The organism is Paracoccus sp. JM45, from assembly GCF_003590715.1.
GTDB lineage: Bacteria > Pseudomonadota > Alphaproteobacteria > Rhodobacterales > Rhodobacteraceae > Paracoccus.
Window position 1 is genome coordinate 254,335 of record NZ_QQVY01000002.1, and the last position, 26,194, is coordinate 280,528.

The 26,194-nt window shown below is 55.2% G+C and carries 29 protein-coding genes; 11 read left to right on the top strand and 18 right to left on the bottom strand.

What is annotated here, in order from left to right; all coding sequences use genetic code 11:
- Positions 1-209 precede the first annotated feature (209 nt).
- The 4 genes from DWB67_RS04935 to DWB67_RS04950 all read right to left on the bottom strand — a co-directional run bounded on the left by DWB67_RS04935 (position 210) and on the right by DWB67_RS04950 (position 4,122).
- Positions 210-1,346 (bottom strand): glycosyltransferase family 2 protein, encoded by a 1,137-nt coding sequence (locus DWB67_RS04935; RefSeq protein ID WP_182911492.1) that lies wholly within the window; start codon positions 1,344-1,346, stop codon positions 210-212.
- 1 nt (position 1,347) lies between these two features.
- Positions 1,348-2,325, bottom strand: coding sequence for a glycosyltransferase family A protein (locus tag DWB67_RS04940; protein ID WP_182911493.1), 978 nt, complete (start codon positions 2,323-2,325; stop codon positions 1,348-1,350).
- An 8-nt stretch (positions 2,326-2,333) separates the two neighbouring features.
- Positions 2,334-2,870: a hypothetical protein gene (locus tag DWB67_RS04945; RefSeq protein WP_119806404.1), complete on the bottom strand. Its 537-nt coding sequence runs from the start codon at positions 2,868-2,870 to the stop codon at positions 2,334-2,336.
- 85 nt (positions 2,871-2,955) lie between these two features.
- Positions 2,956-4,122, bottom strand: a complete 1,167-nt coding sequence (locus DWB67_RS04950) for a nucleotide sugar dehydrogenase (RefSeq protein ID WP_119806405.1) — start codon at positions 4,120-4,122, stop codon at positions 2,956-2,958.
- Positions 4,123-4,526: 404 nt separating this feature from the next.
- On the opposite strand from DWB67_RS04950, the gene DWB67_RS04955 reads away from it, so the two are divergent.
- A complete protein-coding gene (locus DWB67_RS04955) occupies positions 4,527-5,522 on the top strand; it encodes a glycosyltransferase (RefSeq protein WP_119806406.1) in 996 nt (331 codons plus the stop codon).
- Positions 5,523-5,552: 30 nt separating this feature from the next.
- Here the strand turns inward: DWB67_RS04955 and fghA are convergent, their stop codons facing one another.
- The 6 genes from fghA to hrcA all read right to left on the bottom strand — a co-directional run bounded on the left by fghA (position 5,553) and on the right by hrcA (position 10,572).
- The gene (gene fghA, locus DWB67_RS04960; RefSeq protein ID WP_119806407.1) at positions 5,553-6,386 is read right to left on the bottom strand and encodes an S-formylglutathione hydrolase; all 834 of its coding nucleotides are present in this window, start codon (positions 6,384-6,386) and stop codon (positions 5,553-5,555) included.
- The gene (locus tag DWB67_RS04965) at positions 6,376-6,897 is read right to left on the bottom strand and encodes a GNAT family N-acetyltransferase (RefSeq protein WP_119806408.1); all 522 of its coding nucleotides are present in this window, start codon (positions 6,895-6,897) and stop codon (positions 6,376-6,378) included. The genes fghA and DWB67_RS04965 overlap by 11 nt, the downstream gene beginning before the upstream one ends.
- Entirely contained in the window at positions 6,894-7,532 is a 639-nt protein-coding gene (locus DWB67_RS04970) for an ATP-dependent Clp protease proteolytic subunit (protein ID WP_119806409.1), read from the bottom strand. Before DWB67_RS04970 ends, DWB67_RS04965 begins: the two co-directional genes overlap by 4 nt.
- An 81-nt stretch (positions 7,533-7,613) precedes the next feature.
- Complete coding sequence (locus DWB67_RS04975) at positions 7,614-8,744, bottom strand: S-(hydroxymethyl)glutathione dehydrogenase/class III alcohol dehydrogenase (protein WP_119806410.1); 1,131 nt, start codon at positions 8,742-8,744, stop codon at positions 7,614-7,616.
- A 231-nt stretch (positions 8,745-8,975) separates the two neighbouring features.
- The gene (locus DWB67_RS04980) at positions 8,976-9,509 is read right to left on the bottom strand and encodes a nucleotide exchange factor GrpE (RefSeq protein WP_119806411.1); all 534 of its coding nucleotides are present in this window, start codon (positions 9,507-9,509) and stop codon (positions 8,976-8,978) included.
- A gap of 7 nt (positions 9,510-9,516) precedes the next feature.
- The gene (hrcA, locus tag DWB67_RS04985) at positions 9,517-10,572 is read right to left on the bottom strand and encodes a heat-inducible transcriptional repressor HrcA (RefSeq protein ID WP_119806412.1); all 1,056 of its coding nucleotides are present in this window, start codon (positions 10,570-10,572) and stop codon (positions 9,517-9,519) included.
- A 72-nt stretch (positions 10,573-10,644) separates the two neighbouring features.
- Between hrcA and rph the strand changes: the two genes are divergently transcribed.
- From rph to DWB67_RS05005, 4 genes are all read left to right on the top strand, one after another.
- Positions 10,645-11,358, top strand: a complete 714-nt coding sequence (rph, locus tag DWB67_RS04990; protein WP_119806413.1) for a ribonuclease PH — start codon at positions 10,645-10,647, stop codon at positions 11,356-11,358.
- Entirely contained in the window at positions 11,355-11,963 is a 609-nt protein-coding gene (rdgB, locus tag DWB67_RS04995; protein ID WP_119806414.1) for an RdgB/HAM1 family non-canonical purine NTP pyrophosphatase, read from the top strand. The genes rph and rdgB overlap by 4 nt, the downstream gene beginning before the upstream one ends.
- Positions 11,964-12,048: 85 nt before the next feature.
- Positions 12,049-13,215, top strand: a complete 1,167-nt coding sequence (gene hemW / locus DWB67_RS05000; protein WP_119806415.1) for a radical SAM family heme chaperone HemW — start codon at positions 12,049-12,051, stop codon at positions 13,213-13,215.
- Between the two features lies 1 nt (position 13,216).
- The gene (locus DWB67_RS05005) at positions 13,217-13,573 is read left to right on the top strand and encodes a YbaN family protein (RefSeq protein WP_119806416.1); all 357 of its coding nucleotides are present in this window, start codon (positions 13,217-13,219) and stop codon (positions 13,571-13,573) included.
- A 48-nt stretch (positions 13,574-13,621) separates the two neighbouring features.
- Here DWB67_RS05005 and DWB67_RS05010 read toward each other — a convergent pair whose 3' ends face one another.
- The 7 genes from DWB67_RS05010 to DWB67_RS05040 form a co-directional block, all read right to left on the bottom strand.
- Positions 13,622-14,524 carry a ParB/RepB/Spo0J family partition protein gene (locus DWB67_RS05010; protein WP_119806539.1) on the bottom strand — a complete coding sequence of 301 codons (903 nt, stop codon included), beginning with the start codon at positions 14,522-14,524 and terminating at the stop codon, positions 13,622-13,624.
- Positions 14,524-15,309: a ParA family protein gene (locus tag DWB67_RS05015; RefSeq protein ID WP_119806417.1), complete on the bottom strand. Its 786-nt coding sequence runs from the start codon at positions 15,307-15,309 to the stop codon at positions 14,524-14,526. The genes DWB67_RS05010 and DWB67_RS05015 overlap by 1 nt, the downstream gene beginning before the upstream one ends.
- Complete coding sequence (gene rsmG / locus DWB67_RS05020; RefSeq protein WP_119806418.1) at positions 15,302-15,895, bottom strand: 16S rRNA (guanine(527)-N(7))-methyltransferase RsmG; 594 nt, start codon at positions 15,893-15,895, stop codon at positions 15,302-15,304. The genes DWB67_RS05015 and rsmG overlap by 8 nt, the downstream gene beginning before the upstream one ends.
- Positions 15,892-17,751, bottom strand: a complete 1,860-nt coding sequence (gene mnmG, locus DWB67_RS05025) for a tRNA uridine-5-carboxymethylaminomethyl(34) synthesis enzyme MnmG (protein ID WP_119806419.1) — start codon at positions 17,749-17,751, stop codon at positions 15,892-15,894. Before mnmG ends, rsmG begins: the two co-directional genes overlap by 4 nt.
- 12 nt (positions 17,752-17,763) lie before the next feature.
- Positions 17,764-19,029, bottom strand: a complete 1,266-nt coding sequence (gene mnmE / locus DWB67_RS05030; RefSeq protein ID WP_119806420.1) for a tRNA uridine-5-carboxymethylaminomethyl(34) synthesis GTPase MnmE — start codon at positions 19,027-19,029, stop codon at positions 17,764-17,766.
- Between the two features lie 12 nt (positions 19,030-19,041).
- Positions 19,042-20,313: a transcription termination factor Rho gene (gene rho / locus DWB67_RS05035; RefSeq protein WP_119806421.1), complete on the bottom strand. Its 1,272-nt coding sequence runs from the start codon at positions 20,311-20,313 to the stop codon at positions 19,042-19,044.
- 127 nt (positions 20,314-20,440) lie between these two features.
- Positions 20,441-20,887 (bottom strand): CopD family protein, encoded by a 447-nt coding sequence (locus DWB67_RS05040; RefSeq protein WP_119806422.1) that lies wholly within the window; start codon positions 20,885-20,887, stop codon positions 20,441-20,443.
- 528 nt (positions 20,888-21,415) lie between these two features.
- Between DWB67_RS05040 and DWB67_RS05045 the strand changes: the two genes are divergently transcribed.
- From DWB67_RS05045 to DWB67_RS05060, 4 genes are read left to right on the top strand one after another with little or no spacing between them, the layout of a single operon-like run.
- Positions 21,416-22,258, top strand: coding sequence for a shikimate dehydrogenase (locus DWB67_RS05045; RefSeq protein WP_119806540.1), 843 nt, complete (start codon positions 21,416-21,418; stop codon positions 22,256-22,258).
- Positions 22,255-22,842 carry a dephospho-CoA kinase gene (gene coaE / locus DWB67_RS05050; protein ID WP_119806423.1) on the top strand — a complete coding sequence of 196 codons (588 nt, stop codon included), beginning with the start codon at positions 22,255-22,257 and terminating at the stop codon, positions 22,840-22,842. The genes DWB67_RS05045 and coaE overlap by 4 nt, the downstream gene beginning before the upstream one ends.
- Positions 22,835-23,536: a DNA polymerase III subunit epsilon gene (gene dnaQ / locus DWB67_RS05055; RefSeq protein ID WP_119806424.1), complete on the top strand. Its 702-nt coding sequence runs from the start codon at positions 22,835-22,837 to the stop codon at positions 23,534-23,536. The genes coaE and dnaQ overlap by 8 nt, the downstream gene beginning before the upstream one ends.
- 51 nt (positions 23,537-23,587) lie before the next feature.
- Positions 23,588-24,472: a YihY/virulence factor BrkB family protein gene (locus tag DWB67_RS05060; protein ID WP_119806425.1), complete on the top strand. Its 885-nt coding sequence runs from the start codon at positions 23,588-23,590 to the stop codon at positions 24,470-24,472.
- A gap of 52 nt (positions 24,473-24,524) precedes the next feature.
- On the opposite strand, the gene DWB67_RS05065 is transcribed toward DWB67_RS05060, so the two are convergent.
- Positions 24,525-25,328, bottom strand: a complete 804-nt coding sequence (locus tag DWB67_RS05065; protein WP_119806426.1) for a response regulator — start codon at positions 25,326-25,328, stop codon at positions 24,525-24,527.
- Positions 25,329-25,424: 96 nt separating this feature from the next.
- On the opposite strand from DWB67_RS05065, the gene DWB67_RS05070 reads away from it, so the two are divergent.
- A complete protein-coding gene (locus tag DWB67_RS05070) occupies positions 25,425-25,571 on the top strand; it encodes a NepR family anti-sigma factor (RefSeq protein ID WP_119806541.1) in 147 nt (48 codons plus the stop codon).
- Between the two features lie 55 nt (positions 25,572-25,626).
- The gene (locus DWB67_RS05075) at positions 25,627-26,193 is read left to right on the top strand and encodes an RNA polymerase sigma factor (protein WP_119806427.1); all 567 of its coding nucleotides are present in this window, start codon (positions 25,627-25,629) and stop codon (positions 26,191-26,193) included.
- The last annotated feature ends 1 nt before the right edge of the window (position 26,194 follow it).

Here is a 26,194-nt window from a genome sequence, read left to right on the forward strand (position 1 = left end):
GAATTTCCGTTATCACTGTTCTATTGGCCCAAGTTATCAACCGCAGCAATGAACATGCGAAAAGCTACATGAGAATTCCGGACTGTTCCATCCCTGCCCGAAGATCAGGCTTTCCATCAATAATAGTTGATAGATATGTATTTTTTCCTTGCCGGACCAAGGGCTCAGGTGCGGTGGATAGACGTTGTGATAGCGAACCCCAAACCCGACTATTGCGCGGCGTCTCGCATCCGGCGAATGTTTGCAAAGGTTTCAGCCGCACGCAGACCACGGATTTCGGATAACGCTTTTGCACTCTGGCTTTCCAATGCGCGAATCCGGTTGTTCAGACCTGAAATCGCCTGTTCCAGCGACTTGTTCTGCCATTGAAGAACCTGACCGTCTATATCACCATTCCGCAAACGTTCCGCGACCGGCCAAATCTGCTTTTCCGAATTTTCCTTGGCAACCCCGGACCAGATATAATCCGGAACCTGTTGAAGCGCGGATGAGGCTGCCTGCCCATAGCGATAGCGTGCGCCCGCCTCCAGACGCGTGATATGCCATGTCATATTGTTCAGAAGCCACCGGCAGGCCACAAGCAGATTGTCACGGTCATCAACCGCAAAGCCGCCGATAATTGTTTTGAAATGGGTGAAGAACGCCACCAGTTCGATTCCGGTCGAGGCCATCGTCTGACCGGGCCGGTTGATCCGGTGGCAGCATGTGACAGCATTGATAAAACCTATGCTGTTGGCGGCCAGACAGACTGCCCAGTGGAACGGGTTGTCCTCGAAGAAAAAATCACCCTCGGGAAAGCGCAGCTTTTCGCGTTCAAGAAAATCACGGCTATAGAATTTGCGCCAGGGAACGGCGATCATATCAAGGCCAAGGATGCGGCTTTCGGTCAATGGCAGACCGTTGACCAGTCGTGCCCAACGTTGTGCATCCGCTGGGTGCTTGATCCTGTCGGCTTTCTGATCGAATTCCAGATAATTGGTAAACAGGATATCGGTCGGGTGCATGGCCCAATGCGCCCTTGCACGCCGGAAACCTTCCGGTTCGATCCAGTCATCGCCATCAACGAAAAAGACCGTATCCTTGGTCGCTTCTGCCAAGCCGATATTGGCACCGATCCCGACGCCACCCATAGTATTTGTACCAAGATAGACCGGACGCACGGCAATATCCGCACCAAAGCCTGCCTGATCGATGAACGTCCGGACCGCCTCGACGGTGCCGTCATCAGACCCGTCGTCAATGACAATCACCTCATCGCCGGCTATTGCGACGCCGGCCACGGATTGCAGGCAGCGACTGATATAGGGTTCGATATTATAGGTCGTCACAATGAAGCTGATCGACATGTCAGGCCCCTTCCGACAATAGGAACTGCACGATATCTGCAGCGCGATCCGGCTGCTGCGCTGAAAAAATCTGGAACTCGGCCGGGGTAAAGCGCAGATAGCTATCGGTCGCCAGCTTTTGGAACAAAGGGACCAGATCAGGATCAACACGCTGTAAGTTCCAGCGACAGATATCATCAAGGAAATGGATAAAGCGCGACATCAACTGGTTGTCGTTCGCCTGCCGGACCTGTTCGGTCAGTTCCGATAGAATGCCGCCAAGGCACAGCCGTTCCTCGCCAGTGCGGGACGTCAAATGGTGTCCGCGATCCCCGATGACATGCAACGCCCCGATATGATCAAGCGCCTGCACCTGACGTGCTTTCAGGAAGCTGAGCCAATGCAGACTGATGTCATTGTGCACCGGTGTCTCAGAGCACCTGATATCATTGTCGCGCAAGAAAGCCGTTCTGTAGATCTTGTTCCAAGGATAGGCACTGATCATGATCAGGTCCTGCCGCTCTTTCGCGGTCAGAATTTTTGCGGAATTTCCGGCCAAGGCCCTGTTCCACATGGCTTCCTCGGTCTGGAATGTCCCGCGACGGCCCTCGGTTTCCTCGACCCGGGTATCGCTGTGCCGAAAAATCGTGAAATCGGCTTGCTCCGCCTGCAAATGCCGTTGCCAGATCAGCGGTAGATCAGCGCACAACCTGTCATCGGCATCAAAGAACAGGACGTTGTCGGTTCTAACGGCGTCCAGCCCCATATTGCGCGCATGTCCCGCCCCTTTCTGAGTGGGCGAGCGGAGATAGGTGATATCCAGACCCAAGGTATCTGCCCCAAAGCCCACAAGCTGTGGCGTGCAGGCAGGTTCCGAGGCATCATCGGCGATGATAACCTGAGAAAATATCCCCATCGTCGCGATCTGGTCCAGAAGAATTGCAAGGTCTTCAGGCAGGTTCCAGACCGGGATAACGATAGCCAGCTGACCCTGTTGCATTTTCAGGGTCACACCGCAAACAGCCGAAGATCCAGCAGATCGATATCCACATCCCCTGCCCTGAAGAACAGGATCAGTTCCCGCCATTTGGCCTGTTTGGGCAGATCAACTGCCGATGCCAGATCCAGCACATCCAGATGCGTGCTGGGTTGGGCAAATGAAACCATCGTCTTGGAGAAGAACGTATCGACGAAATGTTCGCCATTTCCCGACCGGACACACAGGCGAGTGGTGATCGACGATGCCGCCTGACTGCGCACAACAACCCCCAAAACAGCCGTCGATCCCAGATTCAAATCGCCCAGTTCGATATGCAAAGCCTGCCAAAGCAGGTTTTTGGACGAACGGATGCTGATATTCAGCATGTTCGAAAGATCCGAGGTGAAATTACCCGATACGTCCGAATTCGGGTCACATGACATGAAAACGCCATCAATGACCTGATGCTTTCCTCCCAAAATCTCGCCCTGCCCTTCATGCGCGCGCAGCATCTGCAGGGTAAAGCGGCTATGGGCATCCGGGCCGATAAGGATGTTGTCTTGCATAAGAGGTGTGCCTGATAATATTGGTCTTTCGCGCATCATAGCGACGATGGCACGGCACTGCCATCGTCAAGACATAGGACCGGCGTCAATTGTCGCGGAACAGGTCGCGCGTAAAGATCTTATCTGTAACGTCGGAAATATCTTCGGTAATCCGGTTCGCAACGATCAGATCGCTGACTTCCTTGAAGCGTAACAGATCACGTTCATTGCGCGAATTGAGGAAGCTGTCTTCCGACATCGTCGGTTCATAGATGATGACCTCGATCCCCTCGCCCTTGATCTGTTTCATCAGGTCCTGAACAGAACTGTCACGGAAATTGTCCGAACCTGCTTTCATCACCAGCCGGTAAATTCCGACACATTGGGGCTTTTGCGCGATAATCCGTTTTGCCAGAAAGCTTTTCCGGGTCTGGTTCGCCTCGACAATCGCACCGATCAGGTTTTGCGGCACGTTCTGGTAATTTGCCAGAAGTTGCTTGCTGTCTTTTGGCAGGCAATAGCCGCCATAGCCGAACGAAGGATTGTTGTAATGGCTGCCGATCCGCGGATCCAGACTGACGCCTTCGATGATCTGACGGCTTTGAAGGCCGTGGGCCAAAGCATAGCTGTCAAGTTCGTTGAAATAGGCGACCCGCATCGCAAGATAGGTATTCGCGAAAAGCTTGATCGCCTCGGCTTCATCCGGATCCGTCAGAAGAATCGGCACATTCTCTTTTATCGCGGCACCTTCAAGCAGCTTGGCAAAAACCTGCGCACGCTCGGATCTTTCGCCGACAACGATACGCGAGGGGTGAAGGTTGTCATAAAGCGCCTGACCTTCGCGCAGGAATTCCGGCGAGAACATGATCTTGTCAGAGCCGGTTTTGGCGATCAAGGAACGTGTATAGCCAACCGGAATTGTCGATTTGATAACCATCACAGCTTCCGGATTGATCCGGGTCACCTGCTCGACCACGGATTCAATGCTTTCGGTATTGAAGGCATTCGTTTCGGGATCATAATTGGTAGGCGTGGCGATAATGACAAATTCGGCGTCGGCATAAGCTTCTGCGGGATCCATCGTTGCCTTCAGCGACAAGGTCTCTTCGGCCAGATAACGTTCACATTCGGCATCGACGATCGGGGATACGCCTGCCGACACCATCTTGATCTTGTCCTGAATTACATCAATCGCAATCACATCGTGATACCGTGCCAGCAAAATTGCATTGGACAGCCCAACATAGCCAAGTCCCGCGATCGCAATCTTCATATTCAGCTATCCTTCAATACTTGTAGATATGGACATTGCAGAAGTCCGGTTAATTCTCCAGTCCGGATTGGAGCCTTTTATATGCTGGCTTCCTGCATCCGGCCTGTTTGAAATAATTTATTCACCTATTTAATCGCCTTACCTAAATATTTGGCAATCTATGGTCAGGGGATCTTTGCATATTTCTCTGCCATCTCAGCATTCAGACACTATCAACATATAGACCGTCAACTTGGGCCTGCAGCTTATCCCCTTTGTGAACTGGACAAATTTCTGCAGGGCGTACGGCGCCATCATGACATTGCCATCTAGTTGCCCGAAGCTTGGCAGTTATGTTAGTGGTCGCGCGAAATGGACGGGCACCACGGGCCTCGTGCGCACCCTATCAGGTCATTTTCAGGCATATGCTACAGGACGTTCCGACCCTTACCGCAGCCGTGGTCACGCATAACCGGCTGGAAAAACTGGTCACGACAGTCGAACGCCTTTTGTCCGAACCCGTCAGCCGTGTGGTTGTGGTCAATAATGCCTCGACCGATGGCACGGCGGCATGGCTGGATCAATTAACGGACCCGCGCTTGATTGTGCATCACAGCAAGGAAAACCTAGGTGGTGCGGGGGGATTTTCCATTGCGATGGAAATTGCGCGTAATCGTACCGATGCGGATTGGATTGTTGTCATGGATGACGACGGGCGGCCCCATTCCGGTACGGTTGCAGCTTTTCAGCAAATGGACCTGACAGGTTGGGACGCGATCGGCGCTGCCGTTTTTCATCCTGACGGGCAAATCTGCGAAATGAATCGCCCCTATCGCAACCCTTTCTGGCATGCAGGTCGTTTTCTGAAGACATTGGCAAAGATGCCCTTGGGAAAGGGACGGAACGGCTTCCATCTGTCGGATCAGGATTACCGTAGTGATGGCCCGATTTTGCCTATCGATATGACCAGCTTTGTCGGGTTCTTCGTTTCACGTTCTGCATTGATCCATGCGGGCCTGCCCGATCCGCGCTTGTTCATCTATGGTGACGACCAGCTGTACACGCTGCAAATGCGCCGTAAAAAGCTGCGTATCGGCTTTGCGCCGCAGGTGACCTTCGAACATGACACACAGGCCGTTCAAGGCAAAAACGGGTTGATCCTGCGGCCGCTGTGGAAAGTGTTCTATATGTATAGAAACGCTTTGATGGCATATCGGGTGGCGGCGGGACCGTGGTTCTGGCCTTTGGTTCCAGTTCTGCTGCGCAAATGGCGGCGCAAAGCCGGGGATTATGGCGATGATGCCGCCATGTTCCGGACAATGCTGGAACTGGCCATAGGCGACGGCCTGCGCCGGAAACTGGATCGCGAACACGCTGACGTCGTCGAACGGGCGGGTGGTGATCCATCCGGCAGGGTCTGAACGCCGGCCCTGTGAAGGCCGGCATCTGGATTACACCAAGCGTTCCGCGTGCCATTCCACATGTTCGCCCATCAGGCTTTGGACAAAGAAATAGCTGTGGTCAAAGCCCGCCTGCATCCGGAACTGGCCGGGTTGCCGACGCTCCATCATGGCATGGGCCAGTGCTTCGGGCTTTAGCAGGTCAAGGAACTGGTCGCTGCTGCCCTGATCGATCAACACCTCGCCCGGATAGCCGCGTTCACGCATAAGCAGCGTGGAATCATGGGCGTGCCACGCGTCGGGGTCGTCCCCAAGATAAGCAGTCAGCTGTTTGCGGCCCCAGTCGGATTCAGAGGGGTTCGCAATCGGCGCAAAGGCCGACACCGACCGGTATTGTTCGGGATGGGTCATCGCGATGGTCAATGCCCCGTGCCCGCCCATCGAATGGCCTGTGATGCCCATCGCTTCGGGGTCGATAGCAAAGCTTTCGGTCAGCAGTTCGGGCAGCTCGTGGACGATATAGTCCCACATCTGATAGTTCGGCTTCCACGGGTCCTGTGTTGCATTGACGTAAAAGCCCGCGCCCTTGCCCAGATCATAAGCCTCGTCATCAGCGACATTGTCACCGCGGGGCGAGGTGTCGGGAAAGACGATCGCGATACCGGCTTCGTCGCACCATTGCTGGGCGGCGGCTTTGGTCATGGCGTTTTCATGGGTGCAGGTCAGGCCCGACAGATACCACAGCACCGGTACACGGCCATAATGCGCCATCTGCGGCAGGAAAACCGCAAAGGTCATATCGGTCCCCGTCACCTGCGAGCGGTGGCGATAGACGCCCTGTGTGCCTCCAAAGCTGCGGTTTTCTGAAAGGGTCTCAAAGCTCATGGGGCTCTTCCTTCAGGGTCTGGAACATGACCAGTGCATCGACGGGGCCATGCTTGGGATGAAGAAACGCATCGGGCAAACGCCCGACGATATCGAAGCCTGCCTTTTGCCACAGATGGATGGCATCCGCATTGGTCGAGACGACAAAGTTGAATTGCATCGCCCGGAAACCCTGATCACGGGCCCAGACTTTGGCCTCTGTCACAAGCGTCCGCGCAATGCCCGTGCCGCGTGCGTCGGCGTGGGTGGCAAAAGAGGCATTCGCCACATGTGAACCGCCCGCCGGACGGTTGGCACCGACATGGCTGGTGCCAAGAACACGGCCATCCAGTTCGGCGACAAAAGCAGTGAAAGGGTGGGCGAACCAATCCTGCAAAGCCTCATCCCGATCGATGTCGCGGGGCATGCAATATGTTTCGCCAGCACGATAAACGGGGCGCAGGATGTCCCATATCGCGTCATTGTCTGCGGGAATGGCAGGGCGGACAACCGCCCTGCCTGCCGTTATCATGCCAGTTCATCCACGCTGCGGATGACCTTGCCCAGAAGCCCGTAATCCAGCGCCTCTTGCGTGTTCAGCCAGAAGTCGCGGTGGGTGTCTTCCTCGATCTTTTCAACCGGTTGGCCAGTGGCATCGGCAAAGATGTGGTTCAGACGGTCGCGCATCAGGCGGACCTGTTCGGCTTGAATCATCATGTCCGACGTCGTGCCGCCGATCCCGCCCGAGGGCTGGTGGATCAGGAAGCGCGTGTTGGGCAGGCAATAGCGGTTCTCTTTTTCCGCAGCGACAAAGATCAACGCGCCCGCACTTGCTACCCAGCCCGAACCGATGGTGCGCACGGTGGGACGGATGAACTTGATCACGTCATGGATCATGTCACCCGATTCCACATGACCACCCGGAGAGCTGATCAGCATGTTGATAGGTTCGTCGCTTTCTTCGGCCAGGGCCAGCAGGTGGGCAACGGTGCGCTGTGCCAGCTTGTCGTTGATTGCACCCGCCACGATGACCGTGCGTGATTTGAAATACAATTTGCCGATCTTGTCGCCTTCGGGCAGGCCCAGACCACCGTCCTTGTCGCCCTTGGGCTGGCGGTCGTCGTCTTCTTCATGATCGTCGTCGTCATCCAGCCACTGATGGCGCATTGGCCTGCTCCTTCTTCGTTCTTGGGGCGTCGGCGGGGCCATGCGGCCCCGCTATTCTTTTACCTAAGCAGCCATGAACGATCAGTAAAGGACGACCGAGCGGATGGATTCACCGCTATGCATCAAATCGAAGCCTTTATTGATGTCATCCAGTGACATCGTATGCGTGATCATGGGGTCGATCTCGATCTTGCCGTCCATGTACCAGTCAACGATCTTTGGCACATCAGTCCGCCCACGAGCACCGCCAAAGGCCGTTCCCTTCCAGACGCGACCTGTCACTAATTGGAACGGACGGGTGCTGATTTCAGCCCCTGCTGCCGCCACGCCGATAATTACCGACACACCCCAGCCGCGGTGGGTGCATTCCAGCGCATCGCGCATGACCTTGGTGCTGCCCGTTGCGTCAAAGCTGTAATCAGCGCCGCCGATCTGGTCGAGGGGAGTCTTGGTCATCTCGACAATGTGACTGACAATGTCGCCGTCGATTTCCTGAGGATTGACGAAATGGGTCATGCCGAAACGCTCGGCCATTTCCTTGCGGTCATTGTTCAGGTCGACACCGATGATCATATCGGCACCAGCCAGACGCAGGCCCTGCACGACATTCAGACCGATTCCGCCCAGACCGAAGACGACAGCCTTGGCACCGATTTCCACCTTGGCGGTATTGATGACGGCACCGATTCCCGTGGTCACGCCGCAACCGATATAGCAGATCTTGTCGAAAGGCGCGTCTTCGCGGACCTTGGCGACCGCGATTTCCGGCAGCACCGTATGGTTCGCAAAGGTCGAACAGCCCATATAGTGATAGATCGGCGTGCCATCCAGCATGCTGAAACGGGTTGTCCCATCGGGCATCAGGCCCTTGCCCTGTGTGGCGCGGATGCGCGTGCACAGGTTGGTCTTGCCCGACAGGCAGGATGCACATTCGCGGCATTCGGGCGTATAAAGCGGGATAACATGATCGCCGACCTTCAACGAGGTGACGCCTTCGCCAACCTCGACCACAACGCCTGCGCCTTCATGGCCCAGAATCGCGGGAAAGATACCTTCGGGGTCCGCGCCCGAACGGGTAAATTCATCCGTGTGACAGATACCTGTGGCCTTGATCTCGATCATGACCTCGCCGGCTTTGGGGCCGTCCAGATTGACCTCCATCACTTCCAGCGGCTTACCTGCCTCAAGGGCTACGGCGGCACGGGTTCTCATATTTATCGTCTCCTATCGATCCGGCAGGCTTTCGGTCAGGTCGAAGGGGTCGGCCAGCGTCCCCTCCGGCAGGATAAAACGGTTCTGGCCCATTCACGGCAGGCAGGCAAGGGACCCGCCTGTCCGGCACGCGTTGCAGGTTTAAACCGCAGGAAATAGGGCGCGGAATTGATCAGTTCTGTGCAGGTTAAAAAAGCCCGCCCTGTCAGGGGCGGGCCGCAGTCGCTCAGCTTAGCTGGCCGGGGTCGATGATACGCCGACCTTGGCCGGACGCAGCAAGCGGTCATGCAGGCGGAAACCGTTATCCATCACCTGAATCACCTCGCCGGCGACAGTACCGGGGGCGGGGGCTTCGAACATCGCCTCGTGGAAGGTGGGGTCGAATTTTTCGCCCAATTCGGGGCGGATGACGGTGATGCCATGTTTGGTAAAGACATTGGACAATTCGCGCAGGGTCAGATCGACCCCCTCGATCAGGGCCGAGGCTGCGGCGCGTTGTTCATCCGTGGCCGCATCCAGCGCGCGGGTCAGCGCGTCATGCACGGGCAGCAGGTCCCGTGCCAAACGCGAACCGCCATAATTTTCTGCGTCGCGACGGTCCTTGTCCGCCCGCTTGCGGGAATTTTCCGCATCGGCCAGCGCGCGCATCCATTTGTCGCGCATCTCGTCACGCTCGGCTGTCAGGCGAAGAACGGCATCTTCGTCCTGATCCGCCAGCGGATCATTCAGGAAATCATCCATAGGCTGTTCATTCTGATCGGTCATCTTCAGTTCATCCTTTCCGGCCGGACAGCACACGCCCAACCAGCTGCGCGGTATAATCAACGATCGGCACGATCCGGCCATAGTTCAGCCGGGTTGGTCCGATAACACCGACCGCGCCTACAATCTTACGATCGGCATTCATATAGGGTGAAACCACCAGAGCGGAACCCGAAAGTGAAAAAAGCTTGTTTTCAGAGCCGATGAAAATGCGAACACCCTCGCCCCGCTCGGTCAGGTCCAGAAAATCAACGATATCGCGCTTGCGTTCCAAATCGTCGAACAGGATGCGAATCCGGTCGATATCGGCCACTTCGCTGTCCAGCAGGTTCGCACGCCCCCGAACAATCAGCCGCGGATCGGCGGTTTCGGGACCCCAAAGTGCAATCCCTGATTCGACCAGCTCGGCTGCCAGTACATCCAGTTCGCGCCGCCGGTTCGAGATTTGCTGGGACAAATGGCCGCGCAGTTCCGCGACGGTCTTTCCTTCGGCCATGGCGTTCAGGAAATTCCCGGCCTCGCGCATGGACGACGGGGTCTGGCCCGGTGGCGGGGTGAAAATGCGGTTTTCGACATGGCCGTCGGCAAAGACCAGCACCACCAAGGCGCGGTCGATGCCAAGGCTGACAAATTCGATATGCCGGATCGGTGCTTCATGTTTAGGCATCAACACCAATGAGGCGCCGCGGGTGATGGACGACAGTGCCGTGCTGACCCGATCCAGCAGCACGCCGGTTTCGGGATCGTCATTGCCAAGGGTCTGGTCGATGGCCGCGCGGTCGTTCGGGGCAACCTGATCGATCTCCATCATGCCATCGACGAACATCCGCAGCCCCTGCTGGGACGGCAACCGCCCCGCCGAGCTGTGCGGGCTGTCTAGTAACCCCATGAATTCAAGGTCTTGCATGACGTTGCGGATCGTTGCGGCGCTGATTTTTTCCGACAGCGTGCGCGTCAACGTGCGGGAACCCACAGGTTCACCCGTATCAAGATAGCCTTCGACCACCCGACGAAAGACTTCGCGGGACCGGTCGTTCAATTGATTCAACAGCGTTTCCTGGCTCATATGCCTCGTGGGGTTGCGGGACAGTGCCCTCGGGCGGTATTGGACAGATTATCTTCACGAAAAGGATGAACCATGCGCCCCTCTGGCCGGAATCTAAGCGAAATGCGCCCGATTTCAATTGAAACCGGTGTCATGCGCCATGCCGAGGGGTCATGTCTGATCCGTTGCGGCAATACCCACGTGCTGTGCACGGCAACCATCGAAGACCGTCCCCCGCGGTTCCTGAAGGGGACCGGTCTGGGTTGGGTCACCGCCGAGTATGGCATGTTGCCCCGTGCCACGAACAGCCGCAACCGTCGTGAAGCCACCAGTGGCCAGCAAACCGGTCGCACACAGGAAATCCAGCGCCTGATCGGCCGCAGCCTGCGTGCGGGCATCGACCGTTCCGCATTGGGTGAACGCCAGATCACCATCGATTGTGACGTCATCCAGGCCGATGGCGGCACCCGTTGCGCCTCCATTACCGGCGGCTGGGTCGCACTGCGTTTGGCGGTGAAAAAACTGCTGAAGGCTGGTGTTGTGACCAGTGATCCGGTCATCGACCATGTCGCCGCTGTCAGCTGCGGCATCTATGCCGGACAGCCGCTGGTCGATCTGGATTACGCCGAAGACAGCGAAGCAGGCACCGACGGCAATTTTGTCATGACCGGCGCAGGCCGCCTGATCGAGGTGCAGATGTCTGCAGAAGGCGCGACCTTCACCCGCGATGAAATGGGCAAGCTGCTGGATCTGGCCGAAGGCGGCATGGCCGATCTGGTCGCCGCACAGAAGGCAGCACTGGCATGAGGAAGTTTACCGAAAAACGCCTGCTGGTCGCCACACATAACGCCGGCAAACTGGCCGAGATGCGTGCCCTGCTGGCTCCTTACGGGGTCGAGGTTGTCGGCGCGGCTGATATGGGTCTGGGCGAGCCGGTCGAAACCGAAGACAACTTTATCGGCAACGCCCGTATCAAGGCCCGCGCCGCGATGGAGGCCACCGGTCTGCCCGCCCTGTCCGATGACAGTGGCATCAGCGTTGATGCGCTGGATGGTGCGCCCGGCGTCTATACCGCCGATTGGGCCGAAACCGGAAATGGCCGCGACTTTCCCATGGCCATGAAGCGCACATGGGACGAGCTGGAGGCCATTAACGCCCCTGCCCCGCGTCTTGCACAGTTCCGTTGCACGCTGGTTCTGATGTGGCCGGACAATCACGAGGAAATCTTCGAAGGTGTGCTGCCCGGTCAGGTCGTCTGGCCCCCGCGCGGTGCGGCCGGACACGGCTATGACCCGATCTTTATGCCCGAAAGCCATGACATCACTTTGGGTGAAATGTCGGCCGAAATGAAAAACATCCTTAGTCACCGTGCGATCGCAGTCCAGAAAATGCTGGACGCTGCCTTTACCTGAGGGCTTCGGCTCGTCCCGTTAGGGGCGAGCCGGTAATTTTCAGGACAAACACCCCGATCCGCATCAGGGATATGGTATTTCCGACATGACAACGACCTCCGAAGATTGGCGCGCTGGCGGTTTTGGGCTGTATGTCCACTGGCCCTTCTGTGCATCGAAATGCCCCTATTGCGATTTCAACAGCCATGTCGTTGCACATGTCGATCAGAAGCGATGGGCCGATGCCCTGACCGCCGAAATCGCCCGTGTGGCCGCAGAAACGCCGGATCGCCACCTTGGCAGCATCTTCTTTGGCGGCGGCACCCCGTCCCTGATGTTGCCCGAAACCGTCGATGCCGTCATTCGTGCGGCGCAAGCCGGTTGGGGTTTCACAAACAACATCGAAATCTCGCTAGAGGCGAATCCGACCAGCGTCGAGAAAACCCGCTTTCGGGGCTATGCGGATGCCGGTGTGAACCGCTTGTCCATGGGCGTGCAGGCGCTGAACGACGACGACCTGCACCGCTTGGGCAGGATGCATTCCGTGGCCGAAGCCCGCGCCGCCTTTGATGTGGCACGTGATACCTTCCGGCGGGTCAGCTTCGATCTGATCTATGCCCGTCAGGGTCAGGAACGCGACGCATGGCGCGCCGAGTTGAACGAGGCACTGTCGATGGCCGTGGACCACCTGTCGCTTTATCAGCTGACCATCGAGCCGGGCACAGCCTTCGGTGCGCGTGCAGAAATTGGAAAGCTGCGCGACCTGCCTGATGATGACCTGTCCGCCGATATGTATGCCGACACGCAAGATATTTGCGCCGCCGCCGGGATGACCGGATACGAGACGTCGAACCATGCACCTGCCGGATCGGAAAGCCGCCACAATCTGGTCTATTGGCGTCAAGGTGACTGGGCCGCTGTCGGCCCCGGTGCGCATGGCCGTATCACCCTGCCCCAAGGCCGCATGGCCACCGAGGCCCATCGTGCCCCCGGCGCATGGCTGGACGCAGTTGAGCAACGCGGAACAGGTGAGCTGCCGCGAGAGTTGATCCCTTCAGAAGAACAGGCAACGGAATATTTGTTGATGTCGATGCGACTGAACGAGGGGCTGGATATGACCCGCTATGAAAAGCTGGCTGGTCAACCCTTAGATGAAAAGGCAATTGCCTCATTGATCGAACTGGGGATGGTCGAACAACATCACGACCGACTTTGTGCAACAGATGCGGGGCGACCTGTCCTGAACGCGATTTTGCGCGAATTGGCGCTCTGATATGCGTCGCAGATTATGGCTGGTGATCGGTTGGTTGTTTACAGGGCTGGCAGTCATCGGCGTTGCCTTGCCCGTCGTTCCAACGGTCCCGTTTTTGTTGGTCGCAGCTTGGGCCTTTGCCAGATCATCCCCCGTGCTAAGACAGCGTATTCTGGACCATCCGACCTATGGACCCTCGGTCCAAGCGTGGCAGGAACGCGGCGCAGTCGGCAAAAAAGCCAAGATTTGGGCCATCAGCGCGATGACAGCCGGTGTCGGCTTTTCTTGGTATGTCGGAATGCCCGATTGGGTCGTCGTGACACAAGCCGCAATATGCAGCTGCGTTGCGGTTTTCCTGATAACCAGACCATGCAGATAAACCACGCTTATTTGGTGAGTTGTTCGCTGGTAAACACCATATAACGTATCAGGATTGACCGCCCAAAAGTTGGCAAAGCCGGTCCAGTTGATCCAGATCCTTGTAGGAAATTACCAGTTCGCCACCACTTGAACCTTTATCATTAATCTGGACATTCATTTTTAGATTGGCCGATAAGTCACCTTCCAAGGCCCAGGTATCCGCATCTTTATCGGTATTTTTGGCTGACTTACGCTGCTGATTTTTCTCGGGCTGGGACAGTTTACGTACCATTTCTTCGGTATCCCGAACCGAAAGTCCTTTTTCGATGACTTTTCGTGCCAGTTGCTGAGCATTTGGAACCGTAATCAAAGCCCGTGCATGCCCGGCACTCAATTTGCCATCCTTGACCAGATCCTGAACCTGATCAGGCAGGTTCAGCAAACGTAGCAAGTTCGCAATATGGCTGCGGCTTTTGTTCAACGCTTCTGCTAAACGTTCCTGCGTATGACCAAAACGGTCCATCAACTGCCGGAACGATGCCGCCTCTTCGATCGCATTTAGGTCCGCACGTTGAATATTCTCGATAATCGCGACTTCCAGAACCTCGGTATCTGACATCTGGCGGATAATCACCGGAAGCTCGTGCAACTGCGCCATCTGCGCTGCGCGCCAGCGACGTTCCCCCGCAACAATCTGATAAATGCCGTCATCGTTCGGATGGGGCCGAACAATCAACGGCTGAAGAACTCCACGCTGTTTGAGCGAGGCGGATAGTTCTTGCAGCGCATCGGGGTCGAACGTACGACGGGGCTGATCCGGATTCGCAGTAATTTGTTCAATTGGAACAACGATTTGATCTTTTGAACCGCCCGTTGACGTATCTGCTGGTACAACAGCCAGATCCATATCCGCCATCAACGCTGAAAGTCCGCGACCCAAACCCCGTTTTGCTATTTTGCTGTCAGACATCATGCATCCTCCGTCACAAGATTAAGCCTGTCACAGAATTCCTTTGCGAACTGGCGATATGCTACGCTTCCCTTGGATTGCGGATCATAGGTCAGAACAGGTTGGGCATGGGACGGCGCTTCGGATACCCGCACATTGCGTGGGATCACGGTCGGATAAACCAAATCACCCAGAGTTTCGCGGGCATCAGCTTCCACCTGCTGAGACAGGTTGTTTCGATAGTCGGACATGGTCAGAAGAATTCCATTAATCCGCAGTGCAGGATTCGCGCCTTGCCGTACCTGTTTTACCGTACCTAAAAGCTGGGAAAGTCCTTCCAAAGCATAGAATTCAGCTTGAAGTGGGACCAGAACGCTTGTTGCAGCAACCATAGCGTTTACCGTTAGAAGTCCAAGCGCCGGCGGGCAGTCGATCAGGACAATGGTGCCAGCAGGCGCCAATGAAAGCTGTTTCGTCAGCAAGCGCGTCCGATCCGGCGTTTGCGACAGTTCAACATCTGCGGATGCCAGATCCGATGTTGCTGGCACGACACTTAGATTCTGAATATCGGTATCAACCGCAGCTTGCAGCAGACCAGCATCGCCGGTCAAAAGATCATAAACCGTATACTCACGTTGATCTGTCGATATACCTAATCCGGTCGAAGCGTTCCCCTGAGGGTCTAGATCAACCAATATCGTAGGACGTCCGGATTGCGCCAAGGCTGCGGCAAGATTAACCGCGGTTGTGGTTTTCCCCACGCCGCCTTTCTGATTTGCGATTGCGACGATCTGCTGCTCACGCATGCGACACTCCGGATATCTTCAAAATTGCAGCCTCTGAGTCGGTTTTACTTGGAAACTGTTCTGATTTAAACTGCCAAGTTTCTTCCGCCGCGACCAGTTCTTCTTGCCACTTTCGCCCTTTCATTAACCAAGCAATACCGTCTGATGAAAGATGCCACGAGATATAACCAAGAAGCTTGGGTAAGGCCGCAAGTGCCCGCGCAGACATATAATCCGCGTTTAGGGGGCTAATACTTTCAATACGTTGAGGGAGTATAGAAACATTTTTAAGACCAAGCTCACGTATGACAGTTCGCAGAAATTCACACTTGCGCTTATCGCTTTCCACAAGCGTTAATTTTAGCTGCGCCTTACGAAAAGCTATTGCAATAACCAATCCGGGCAACCCACCCCCGCTGCCAATATCGACCCAATGACCATTTGGCGTTTCCATAATCTCGGTCAGTTGAAGGCAGTCTTCAATATGACGATTGCGAAAATCTACCAAGGTCGAGGGCGCGACCAAATTAATCTTTGGGTTCCATAGGGTGACAAGGTTCACATACTGATCCAGAAGATCATGTGTTTCACGTGAAACGTTGCTCATGCTGTTTTACGCATATGCATTTTTCCTGCAGCTATAAGAAGCGTCAAGGCAGCAGGCGTCATTCCCTCAATCTTAGCAGCATCAGCAAGTGTGTCTGGACGGGTTTCGGACAGTTTTTTTACAAGTTCGCCTGAAAGTCCACCAAGCTGAGTATAATCAAGATCGTTACTTAATCTGGTCTTTTCATTCGCTCTAATAGCAGCGGCATCCTTGCTCTGACGATCGCTATATTGTGCATATAAAGCATCATTCCGAAGTTGATGAAGTGTTTCACGTGAAACCTCGCCAAGTTGCGGGACCAAATCGACTAGCTTATCAAATTCGATATCTACCATTCCAAGGAGTGTAAAAACGGATCGCATTTGTCCGTCCAACCGAACTTTAAACCCAGCTTTCGACAATTCGTTTGGCGAGAACTTCATAGCGTCGAACATAGTTCTTGACGTTAGGTATGCGTCTTGCCGTTTGCTAAATGAAGCCTCTCGCTCGGGGGTTATGCATCCGATTGAAAGACCAAGAGCTGTAAGTCGTTGATCCGCGTTATCCGCGCGTAGGCTTAACCTGAATTCTGCACGCGATGTGAACATACGATAGGGTTCTGTAACACCCTTCGAAACAAGATCATCAATCATTACACCGATATAACTGTCTGCCCGGCTAAAAACCAAAGGTTCTTTATCCTGAGCATGTAGGGCAGCATTTAAACCGGCCGCAAGTCCCTGCCCCGCTGCTTCTTCATATCCTGTGGTCCCGTTGATCTGACCCGCCAAAAACAGACTTGAAATAGATTTGACTGACAAAGTTTTGTCCAGACTGGTCGGATCCACAAAATCATACTCAACCGCATAGCCCGGCTGTAAAATGACCGCATTCTCCAACCCTGCGATCGAACGAACATATGCTTCTTGAACATCTGCCGGAAGCGAGGTCGAGATACCATTTGGATAGACCGTATGGTCATCTAGCCCTTCAGGCTCAAGAAATATCTGATGGGAAGTTTTGTCCGCAAATCTGACGACTTTATCCTCGATTGATGGGCAATATCGCGGCCCACGACCGGCAATATGGCCACCGTACATCGCAGAACGGCCCAAGTTCTTCCTGATAATCTCATGAGTTTCAGAATTGGTATGGGTAATCCCGCACGAAATCTGACGCGCTGATGGCTCGTGATTCATATACGAAAAAACTACAGGTTCTTCGTCGCCTGGCTGCATTTCAAGCCTATCCCAAGCAATAGTGCGGCCATCCAAACGAGGAGGTGTACCTGTCTTCAATCGTGAGAGTGGCAAATTGAATTTTGCCAGTGATACGGCCAGATCATTTGATGCATTATCACCCCAACGCCCGGATGGTTGGGAGACGTCGCCGATATGAATAACGCCGTTCAGGAATGTTCCAGTTGTTAAAATTGTCGCAGAAGACGTGATTTCTGACCTATCAGTCAGTCTAACGCCGGTCACATTCGAAAAATCGCCTAGGAATTCCGATACTTCAGCAAATATCAAATCCAGCCTTGGATATGTGCTTATTAATTTCCAAGCTTCCGCACGGTATATTGCGCGGTCCATTTGCGCCCGCGGCCCCTGCACTGCCGGACCTTTACGACGGTTTAACAAGCGGAACTGTATACCTGCCTTATCAGCAATACGTCCCATAACGCCATCAAGTGCATCAACCTCTCGGACCAGATGACCTTTCCCAAGGCCACCAATTGCCGGGTTACATGACAGGGTGCCAATATCTTCCTTACGCATTGTAATCAACGCAACGGAAGATCCCATACGAGCGGCTGCCGTAGCGGCCTCAAGCCCGGCATGTCCTGCACCAATCACGATGACGTCGTAATGTTTCACGTGAAGCAATCCCTATTTCCCGATGCAAAACGATGAGAATATCTTATCAAGATAGTCTTCCGCATCGATTCGTCCAAGTAATCTATCCAAGGCGTGATTGGCCTTGCGTAGGTGTTCTGCAAGAATTTCGACAGGTAGATTGTCGATGTCTGTCAGCGCCTCATGCGCCAATTGCAGTTCGTTTAGCTGACGCTCGTGACTAACGATACCGGCATTGGCCACGCGGACAGATAACATGTCGAAAATCTGCGTCAGCAAACTATCGACACCCTCGCCGGTCATGGATGACAATTCTAGTTGCTGGTTCGATTTGTGAAGATCACTTTTACTTTTTGCAACGATGTCTCCCTCGACATATAGGTCATCCACCGCAAAACCGTCTTCCGAAAGATGTATTCGAAGATCCGCCGCAACCGCCCTCGATTTTGCACGTTCGATACCGACGACCTCAACCTCGTCATTGGAAGTTCGCAATCCTGCGGTATCCAGAATGGTAACAGGCAGTCCTTGAAGATCCATTCGTAATTCAATGACATCGCGGGTTGTACCGGCAACTGTCGAAACGATAGCAACATCCCGCTTTGCTATCCTGTTCAAAAGACTTGATTTTCCAGCGTTTGGCGGGCCAACAATAGCCACTTCAAAACCCTGTCTGATCCGTTCTGCGCCGCTAAATCCGTGAATTTCTTGTTCTATAGACTGTCTTAAATTTTCAAGCAGCGAATAGACTGCATCCGGAACATCGTCCGGAACTTCTTCATCAGCAAAGTCGACACTCACTTCGACGAATGCGCCGGCCTCTATTAACCAAGCCCGCCATTCCTCGGATTTTTGCGATAGCTCGCCGCCAATTGAACGCATGGCAAGTTTACGTTGGGCCTCGGTTTCGGCGGCCAGAAGATCGCCAAGCCCCTCGATTTCTGAAAGATCCATCCGGCCGTTCAAAAAAGCACGGCGTGTAAATTCTCCCGCTTCAGCAAAGCGAACACCAGCTGCCAGCAAAATCGCCGAAACTCGTTTAGAGATGACCGGGGCGCCATGAAGGTGCAACTCGGCAACTTCTTCACCAGTAAAGCTGCTTCCTGCGGCGAACCACATGGCCAGGACCTGATCCACGACTTCATTTTCGTCAAACAGATTGCGGAAATAGGCATGTCGGGGATTTGGCATGGATCCAACCAATGCCTCTGCAGTCGACCGGGCACCATCGCCGCTCAGTCGAATTACAGAAACTCCCCCCCGCCCGGGCGGGGTGGCTTCGGCAAAAATCAGATCCATTAGCTAACCTCGTCAGGCGTTCATCGAATCGAAGAACTCTGAATTGCTTTTGGTTTGCTTCAGTTTTGAAATCAGGAACTCGACAGCATCGGTGGTGCCCATCGGGTTCAGGATTCGGCGTAGAAGGTAAGTCTTCTGCAAATCCTTGGCATTGACCAGCAGTTCTTCCTTACGCGTGCCCGATTTAAGGATATCCATCGCCGGGAAAACGCGTTTATCGGCAACTTTGCGATCCAGAACGATCTCGCTGTTGCCTGTGCCTTTGAATTCCTCAAAGATCACTTCGTCCATCCGCGAACCGGTATCGATCAATGCAGTTGCGATAATCGTCAGGCTGCCGCCTTCTTCAATGTTACGAGCAGCACCGAAGAACCGTTTTGGACGCTGCAAGGCATTTGCGTCGACACCACCGGTCAACACTTTGCCGGAACTTGGCACAACGGTGTTGAACGCCCTACCAAGTCTTGTGATCGAATCAAGCAAGATGACGACATCTCGTTTATGCTCGACCAAACGCTTGGCCTTCTCGATCACCATTTCCGAGACTGCAACGTGGCGGCTGGCCGGTTCATCGAAGGTCGAGGAAACGACCTCGCCGCGCACACTGCGCTGCATGTCGGTGACTTCCTCGGGGCGTTCGTCGATCAACAAGACGATCAGATAGCACTCGGGGTGATTCTTTTCGATCGAATTGGCAATATTCTGCAGCAAAACGGTTTTACCGGTCCGCGGCGGCGCCACGATCAACGACCGCTGGCCCTTACCGATCGGGGCAACCAGATCGATGATCCGCGCACTGCGGTCCTTGATCGTCGGATCCTCGATTTCCATCGTCAAACGGTCATTCGGGTAAAGCGGCGTCAAATTGTCGAAAGCCACCTTGTGGCGGGCCTTTTCAGGCGCCTCGAAGTTGATCTGTTCGACTTTCGTCAGTGCAAAATAGCGCTCGTTATCACCAGGCGCACGAATCACGCCCTCGACCGAGTCGCCGGTCCGCAGCGAATGCTGACGAATCATGTCGGGACTGACGTAAATATCATCCGGTCCGGGCAGATAGTTTGCCTCGGTCGACCGCAAAAAGCCGAACCCGTCCTGAACAACCTCCAGAACGCCTTCGCCGCCGATATCCCAGCCCTCTTCGGCATGCTCTTTCAGGATCGAGAACATCATCTCGCCCTTACGCATGGTCGAAGCGTTCTCGATTTCCCATTCCTCTGCCATAGACAGCAGATCAGCCGGGCTTTTGGCTTTCAGATCGGAAAGATTGAGGCGTTCTTCGGTCATATTGGCGCATACTTTCGGCCGTCCAATATGTCGGACGGCGAAGAAAAAGTGTTCTGGGAATCCTGCACCGGACGGTCAGGGTTGCGGGGCATTTAATCCGCCCCCCGCCACGAGTCAATCTTTACGATCAGAACTTGACGATAACCGCCAGAACGATCCCGACCATCAAAAACGTCGGTAATTCGTTCATCATCCTGTAATTCCTGCCTGATTTCGCCTTTTGAACGGCCAAATTCCGGCGTTCACGGGCACACCACATGTGAAACCAGGTCATTCCCAAGACGCATCCGGCCTTCACCCAGGGCCAGGTCAGTGACCAATCGATGATTCCCGGCGTCATCACCAAGGTCAAACCGCTGATCCATGTCGCAACCATCGCCGGATTCATGATCAGACGCAGCAATTTGTCCTCCATGATGACGAAACTGGACGCCGGTTCCGCCGGATTCGCACCACGTTCTGCGTGATAGACGAATAATCTGGGCAAATAGAACACGCCTGCCATCCAGGAAATGACGGACATGACGTGAAACGCCTTCACATAGGGATAGATTATCAAAAGCCAGTCGAACATGCGCACCTCTCTCCTTCTCACTTAAATAAAAGAAAAGAGAAAAGGAATGTTGTTGAAGTAGGGGCTGTGGATAGGAGGATTTCTGTGTTCTTCACTGGCAAATCCCCAGAATCAAAAGCTGTGGATAAATGTGTTGAAAATTAATCCTGTGAAAAGAAAATCTTTTGTAAACAAAGTTATCTTGTGTGGATAATTTTGAGGATAATGATTTGGCGACAGATTCGCCCACAGATTCGGTGTTTTGCGAAATCAAGTTATGCACTTGTGGATGACAGGGGTGTGTTCGTCCTTTGTTTCAGGGCGAAAATCAGCCACCGACAGGGCTTGACCGACTTGCCACCAAGTGCCGGACCGATTCCCCCCGCAATCTGTCCACAGGGTTCACGGTGAATGCGTGAAGCGCTTGCGCGCCTTCACGGCCACAGGGACAAATCTTGTGTATTCTTTGATCTTTTTCCGGCGTGATTTGGGCCATAGTCTGACGGACACCATGAACCGCGAACAACAAAGTCCCCCATGACCGACGATATGCCAGCCAATCCGATCATCCATGCCCCGCTTGCGGGGGTTATCGGGATGCCGATCGCCTATTCCCAGTCACCGCGACTTCACGGACATTGGCTGTCCCGATACGGATTGGCGGGGCATTATGTGCCCATCCCTGTCATGCCGGAACATCTGGCCGAGGTTCTGCGCGTTCTGCCGCGTGCCGGTTTTGTCGGAGCGAACGTGACGATCCCCCATAAAGAGGCGGTTCTGACCCTTGCCGATACCGTCACAGACCGTGCCGCGTTAATCGGCGCGGCAAATACATTGATTTTCCGGTCCGACGGGAAGATCCATGCCGATAACACCGATGGATACGGCTTCATTGCAAATATCCGACAGAAAGCCCCCGATTGGCAGCCCGATGCCGGCCCTGCGGCGGTGATCGGTGCCGGTGGGGCGGCGCGGGCCGTGGTTGCCTCGCTTCTGGACAGTGGCGTGAAGGAACTGCGGATCTCGAACCGGACGCGCTTGCGGGCCGAACAGATCAAGGCGGAATTCGGCGCAAGACTGGTCGTTTATGACTGGGCGCAGGTCGGCAATATGCTGGAAGGGGCGACAACCGTCGTCAATGCAACATCGCTTGGAATGAAGGGAAAACAGCCGCTGCGGGTGCCAATGGATGCGCTGTCGCCGGGCACATTGGTCACCGATCTGGTCTATATCCCGCTGATGACCCCTTTCCTGACCGAGGCCGAGGCCCGCGGATGCCGCATCGTCGATGGTCTTGGCATGTTGCTGCATCAGGCAGCCCCCGGTTTCGAACGCTGGTTCGGGCGTCGCCCCGATGTCGATGACGAAGCCCGCCGGATCATGTTGGAATGACCTATCGTCTGGGCCTCACCGGCAGCATCGGCATGGGAAAATCGACAACCGCGCAGATGTTCCGCGATCTGGGACACCCCGTCTGGGATGCGGATGAAGCCGTCCACCGGCTTTATGCCGAACAGGGGGCCGCCGTTGCGCCGGTGTCCGCGATGTTCCCAACAGCTTTGGCAGGTGGGCTGATTGATCGCGCGGCGCTGAAACAGGTCTTGGCGCAAGATCCCTCGGCCCTGGCGCGGCTTGAGGGGATCGTCCATCCGCTGGTCGCCCGCGACCGGCAGGATTTTATCGACATGCATGCGGATGCGCCTTTGGTGGTTCTGGATATTCCGCTGTTGTTCGAAAGCGCATCGCCGCCGGAACTGGACGGTATCGCAGTGGTTTCCACCGATAAACAGACACAGCGGGCGCGTGTCAGGGCACGGTCGGGAATGACCGATGACACCTTTGCGATGATCCTTGCACGCCAGATGCCCGATGCCGATAAACGAGCCCGCGCCGATTGGATCATCCCGACCGATACGTTAGAGGGCGCGAAAAACGCTGTTGAAGCCATTCTTGGAAAGGTCATCCCCCATGCGTGAGATCGTTCTGGACACGGAAACCACCGGTTTTGACGCCGAAAACGGCGACCGTATCGTCGAAATCGGCGCGTTAGAGCTGTTCAACCATCTGCCGACCGGCAAAACCTTCCATGTCTATATCAACCCCGAACGCACGATGCCCAAAGGGGCCTTTGATGTTCACGGTCTGGGTGACGAATTCCTGAGTGATAAGCCGAAGTTCGCGGCTATTGCCCAAGGGTTTGTCGATTTTATTGCCGATGATGCCAAGCTGGTTATTCATAACGCCAGCTTCGATATGAAATTCCTGAACGCCGAACTGAAACGCGCGGGTTTTCCGGTCATTCCCTATGAAAGGGCGCTGGATACGCTGATGCTGGCGCGGGAAAAATTCCCCGGCTCGCCCGCGACGCTGGATGCCTTGTGCCGGCGTTTCGGGGTCGACAACTCGAATCGTGAACTGCACGGAGCTTTGCTGGACAGTGAATTGCTGGCCGAGGTCTATCTGGAACTGATCGGCGGTCGCCAGCCCGATCTGATACTGGCGCAGGCCAAGAACGAGGATGATAGCCCTGTCGACGGCCAGATGCGTCCACGTGCCGCGCGTCCAAAACCCTTGCCCGGTCGTTTAACCGAAGCCGAGGCGGCAGCACATACCGCCTTTGTGGCCAAACTGGGCGAGGAATCGGTCTGGGCGCGGTACGATCCGGCCTAAGGGGCAGGCTTGCCCCATAAGACTGCGGGCAAAAACAGGAAACGGGGTACCATGTTTGGCTGGCTAAGGGACATCGGCAGTTTCTGGGGTGCCATTTTCGAGCGGATGGACCAGACCCATATGACCCTGATCGCAGCAGGCGTCGCCTTCTATGGGATGTTTGCAGTTTTCCCCGGACTTGCCGCCATTATCGCCTTATGGAGCCTGTGGTTCGATCCTGCCGTCGTTCTGACCTATCTGAACGTTGCACATGAGTTTCTACCTGACGGAGCCTCGACGATCGTCGATGATCAGGTGAATTCTTTGACATCTAACGGGCAGACATCGGTGGGCTGGACCTCGTTTCTGTCCTTCATGATCGCGACGATCGCTGCGCGTGCAGGGGTCGACGCGCTGATCCGGGGTCTGAATGCGGCCTATGGGGTCAGGGCACATTCGACGATATTCGGTTTCGTGCTGGCCTATGGGCTGACGCTGGTCATTGTGGGGATATCGCTGGCCGGATTGGCAACCATCGTAATTATCCCGATTTTCCTGAATTTTTTCGTCATCGCGCCGGTCCGGTCGATCATGGTGACGGCGCTGCCTTGGGCAGGAATGTTCCTGCTGGTGATCCTGACAATTGGCGTGTTGTACCGCTATGGTCCCAACGTCAAAACGCCACGGACGCCGATTTTCACATGGGGGGCCTTGGCTGCGGCCTTGCTGTGGGCGGCAGGATCAATTGCCTTTTCGGCCTATCTTGGCAGTTTCAACAGCTATAACCGCATCTATGGGTCTATCGGTACGGTGGTCGCCCTGTTGATGTGGCTGTATCTGGCGGGGTTTTCAGTGCTGCTGGGGGCCTTGATCAATGTCGAACTGGCCCGCCGCCGCCGTCTGCGTAAAGCACGCGAGGCGCGGAAGGGTTTTGTCGAAGCAGTAGCACAGAAATAGCAAAAAAAGGCGCCCCGAGGGGCGCCTTATTGATCATAACATGGTGCTGGGCTTATGCCTGCAACCCTTCGGTCGAGGCAAAGAACATGGCTTGGCTGACTGCCGAACGGACCTGTTCCTCGCTGTAAGGTTTGGAAATCAGGAAAGCCGGTTCCGGACGGTCGCCCGTCAGCAGGCGTTCGGGGAATGCGGTGATGAAGATCACCGGAATGTCGCCCATGCTGCCCAGCAATTCGTTGACAGCGTCCACGCCCGACGATCCGTCCGCCAGCTGAATATCTGCCAGAATCAGGTCGGGACGCTGTTTGCCTGCCAGATCGATGGCTGCGGTATGGGTGCGTGCGACGCCTGTAACCTCATGGCCCATGGCCTGTACGATGCCTTTCAGGTCCATCGCGATGATCATCTCGTCCTCGATCACCATGACCTTGCCACGCAGGGTGCTGCCCATTTCGTTCAGGGCGATCTGGACCAGTTCCTCTGCCTCGGCGGTGTCGATCTGCATCACGCGGGCGATCTGATCGGTCCGCAATTCCTCGATCGTGCGCAAAAGCAATGCTTCACGTGAATTCGGCGTCAGGCCACGCAGGTGGTCTTGTGCGCGACGTTCACGGGCCGACATATCAGCCTCTTCCACGGGCTGGCCGGAACTTTGCCAGATTGCATGGAAGGTCTTGAACAGCGCGATACGCAGATCGTCTTCACCATCAAGCACGCTCCGGTCGGATAGAATAGCCTCGAGCGTGGCGGCCGCATAATTGTCACCAGCACTCTGGCTTCCGGTCAATGCGCGCGCGTAACGCCGCAAGAATGGAAGCTGTTTGCCAATGGATTGGGCCAGATCTGCTGCAGTCATCACACAGTCCTTTTAATTCGTATATTGCAAGGAACCATCTAGACCCCCTATCGGTTGCATACCTGTGCGCACAAGTTTGTCGGGACTAACATTAATATGACACCAAAGCGAGACGACCGTCGGAGAGCGGCTGTGGAAAAACAGATAGACGAGAACCTGAAGAGGGTCTACGAGCAGGACGCCACCAATGACGTTCCGGATAGATTTCTTGAGCTTTTACAAAAGCTCAAGGACCAGGGATGACGACATCCCAGGCTATTTCACACTCTGAATCCCTGTCCCATGGTGTCCCCTTCTTATGACGAATTCAGCCCTGCCCGATCCCCGCGATCAGTTGGTCGACCATCTTCCGGCCTTGCGGGCCTTTGCCCTGTCTTTGACGCGTGAAGGCGCGGCAGCCGACGATCTGGTGCAAGACACCATCGTCAAGGCATGGACAAATATGGATAAATTCCAGGCTGGCACCAATCTGCGTGCATGGCTGTTTACCATTTTGCGCAACACATTCTATTCCGCCCGTCGCAAAACCAAACGCGAGGTCAGCGACAGTGACGGCATCCATGCCGCGCGCCAATCGACCCGTCCGGACCATGATGGCCGTCTTGCGATGCGCGATTTCCGTGCAGCTTTCGAAAATCTGCCCGACGAACAGCGCGAAGCTTTGATTCTGGTCGGCGCCTCGGGCTTTTCCTACGAAGAAGCTGCCAATATGACCGGCGTTGCTGTTGGTACAGTCAAATCGCGCGCCAACCGTGGCCGCCGCAAACTGGCGGAACTTTTGCATCTGGAACAGGGCGAAGACCTGAACATGACCGATCAGGCAACGCTTGCGGTGATGGCTCAGAACAACTCCAGCTCTCGCTGAG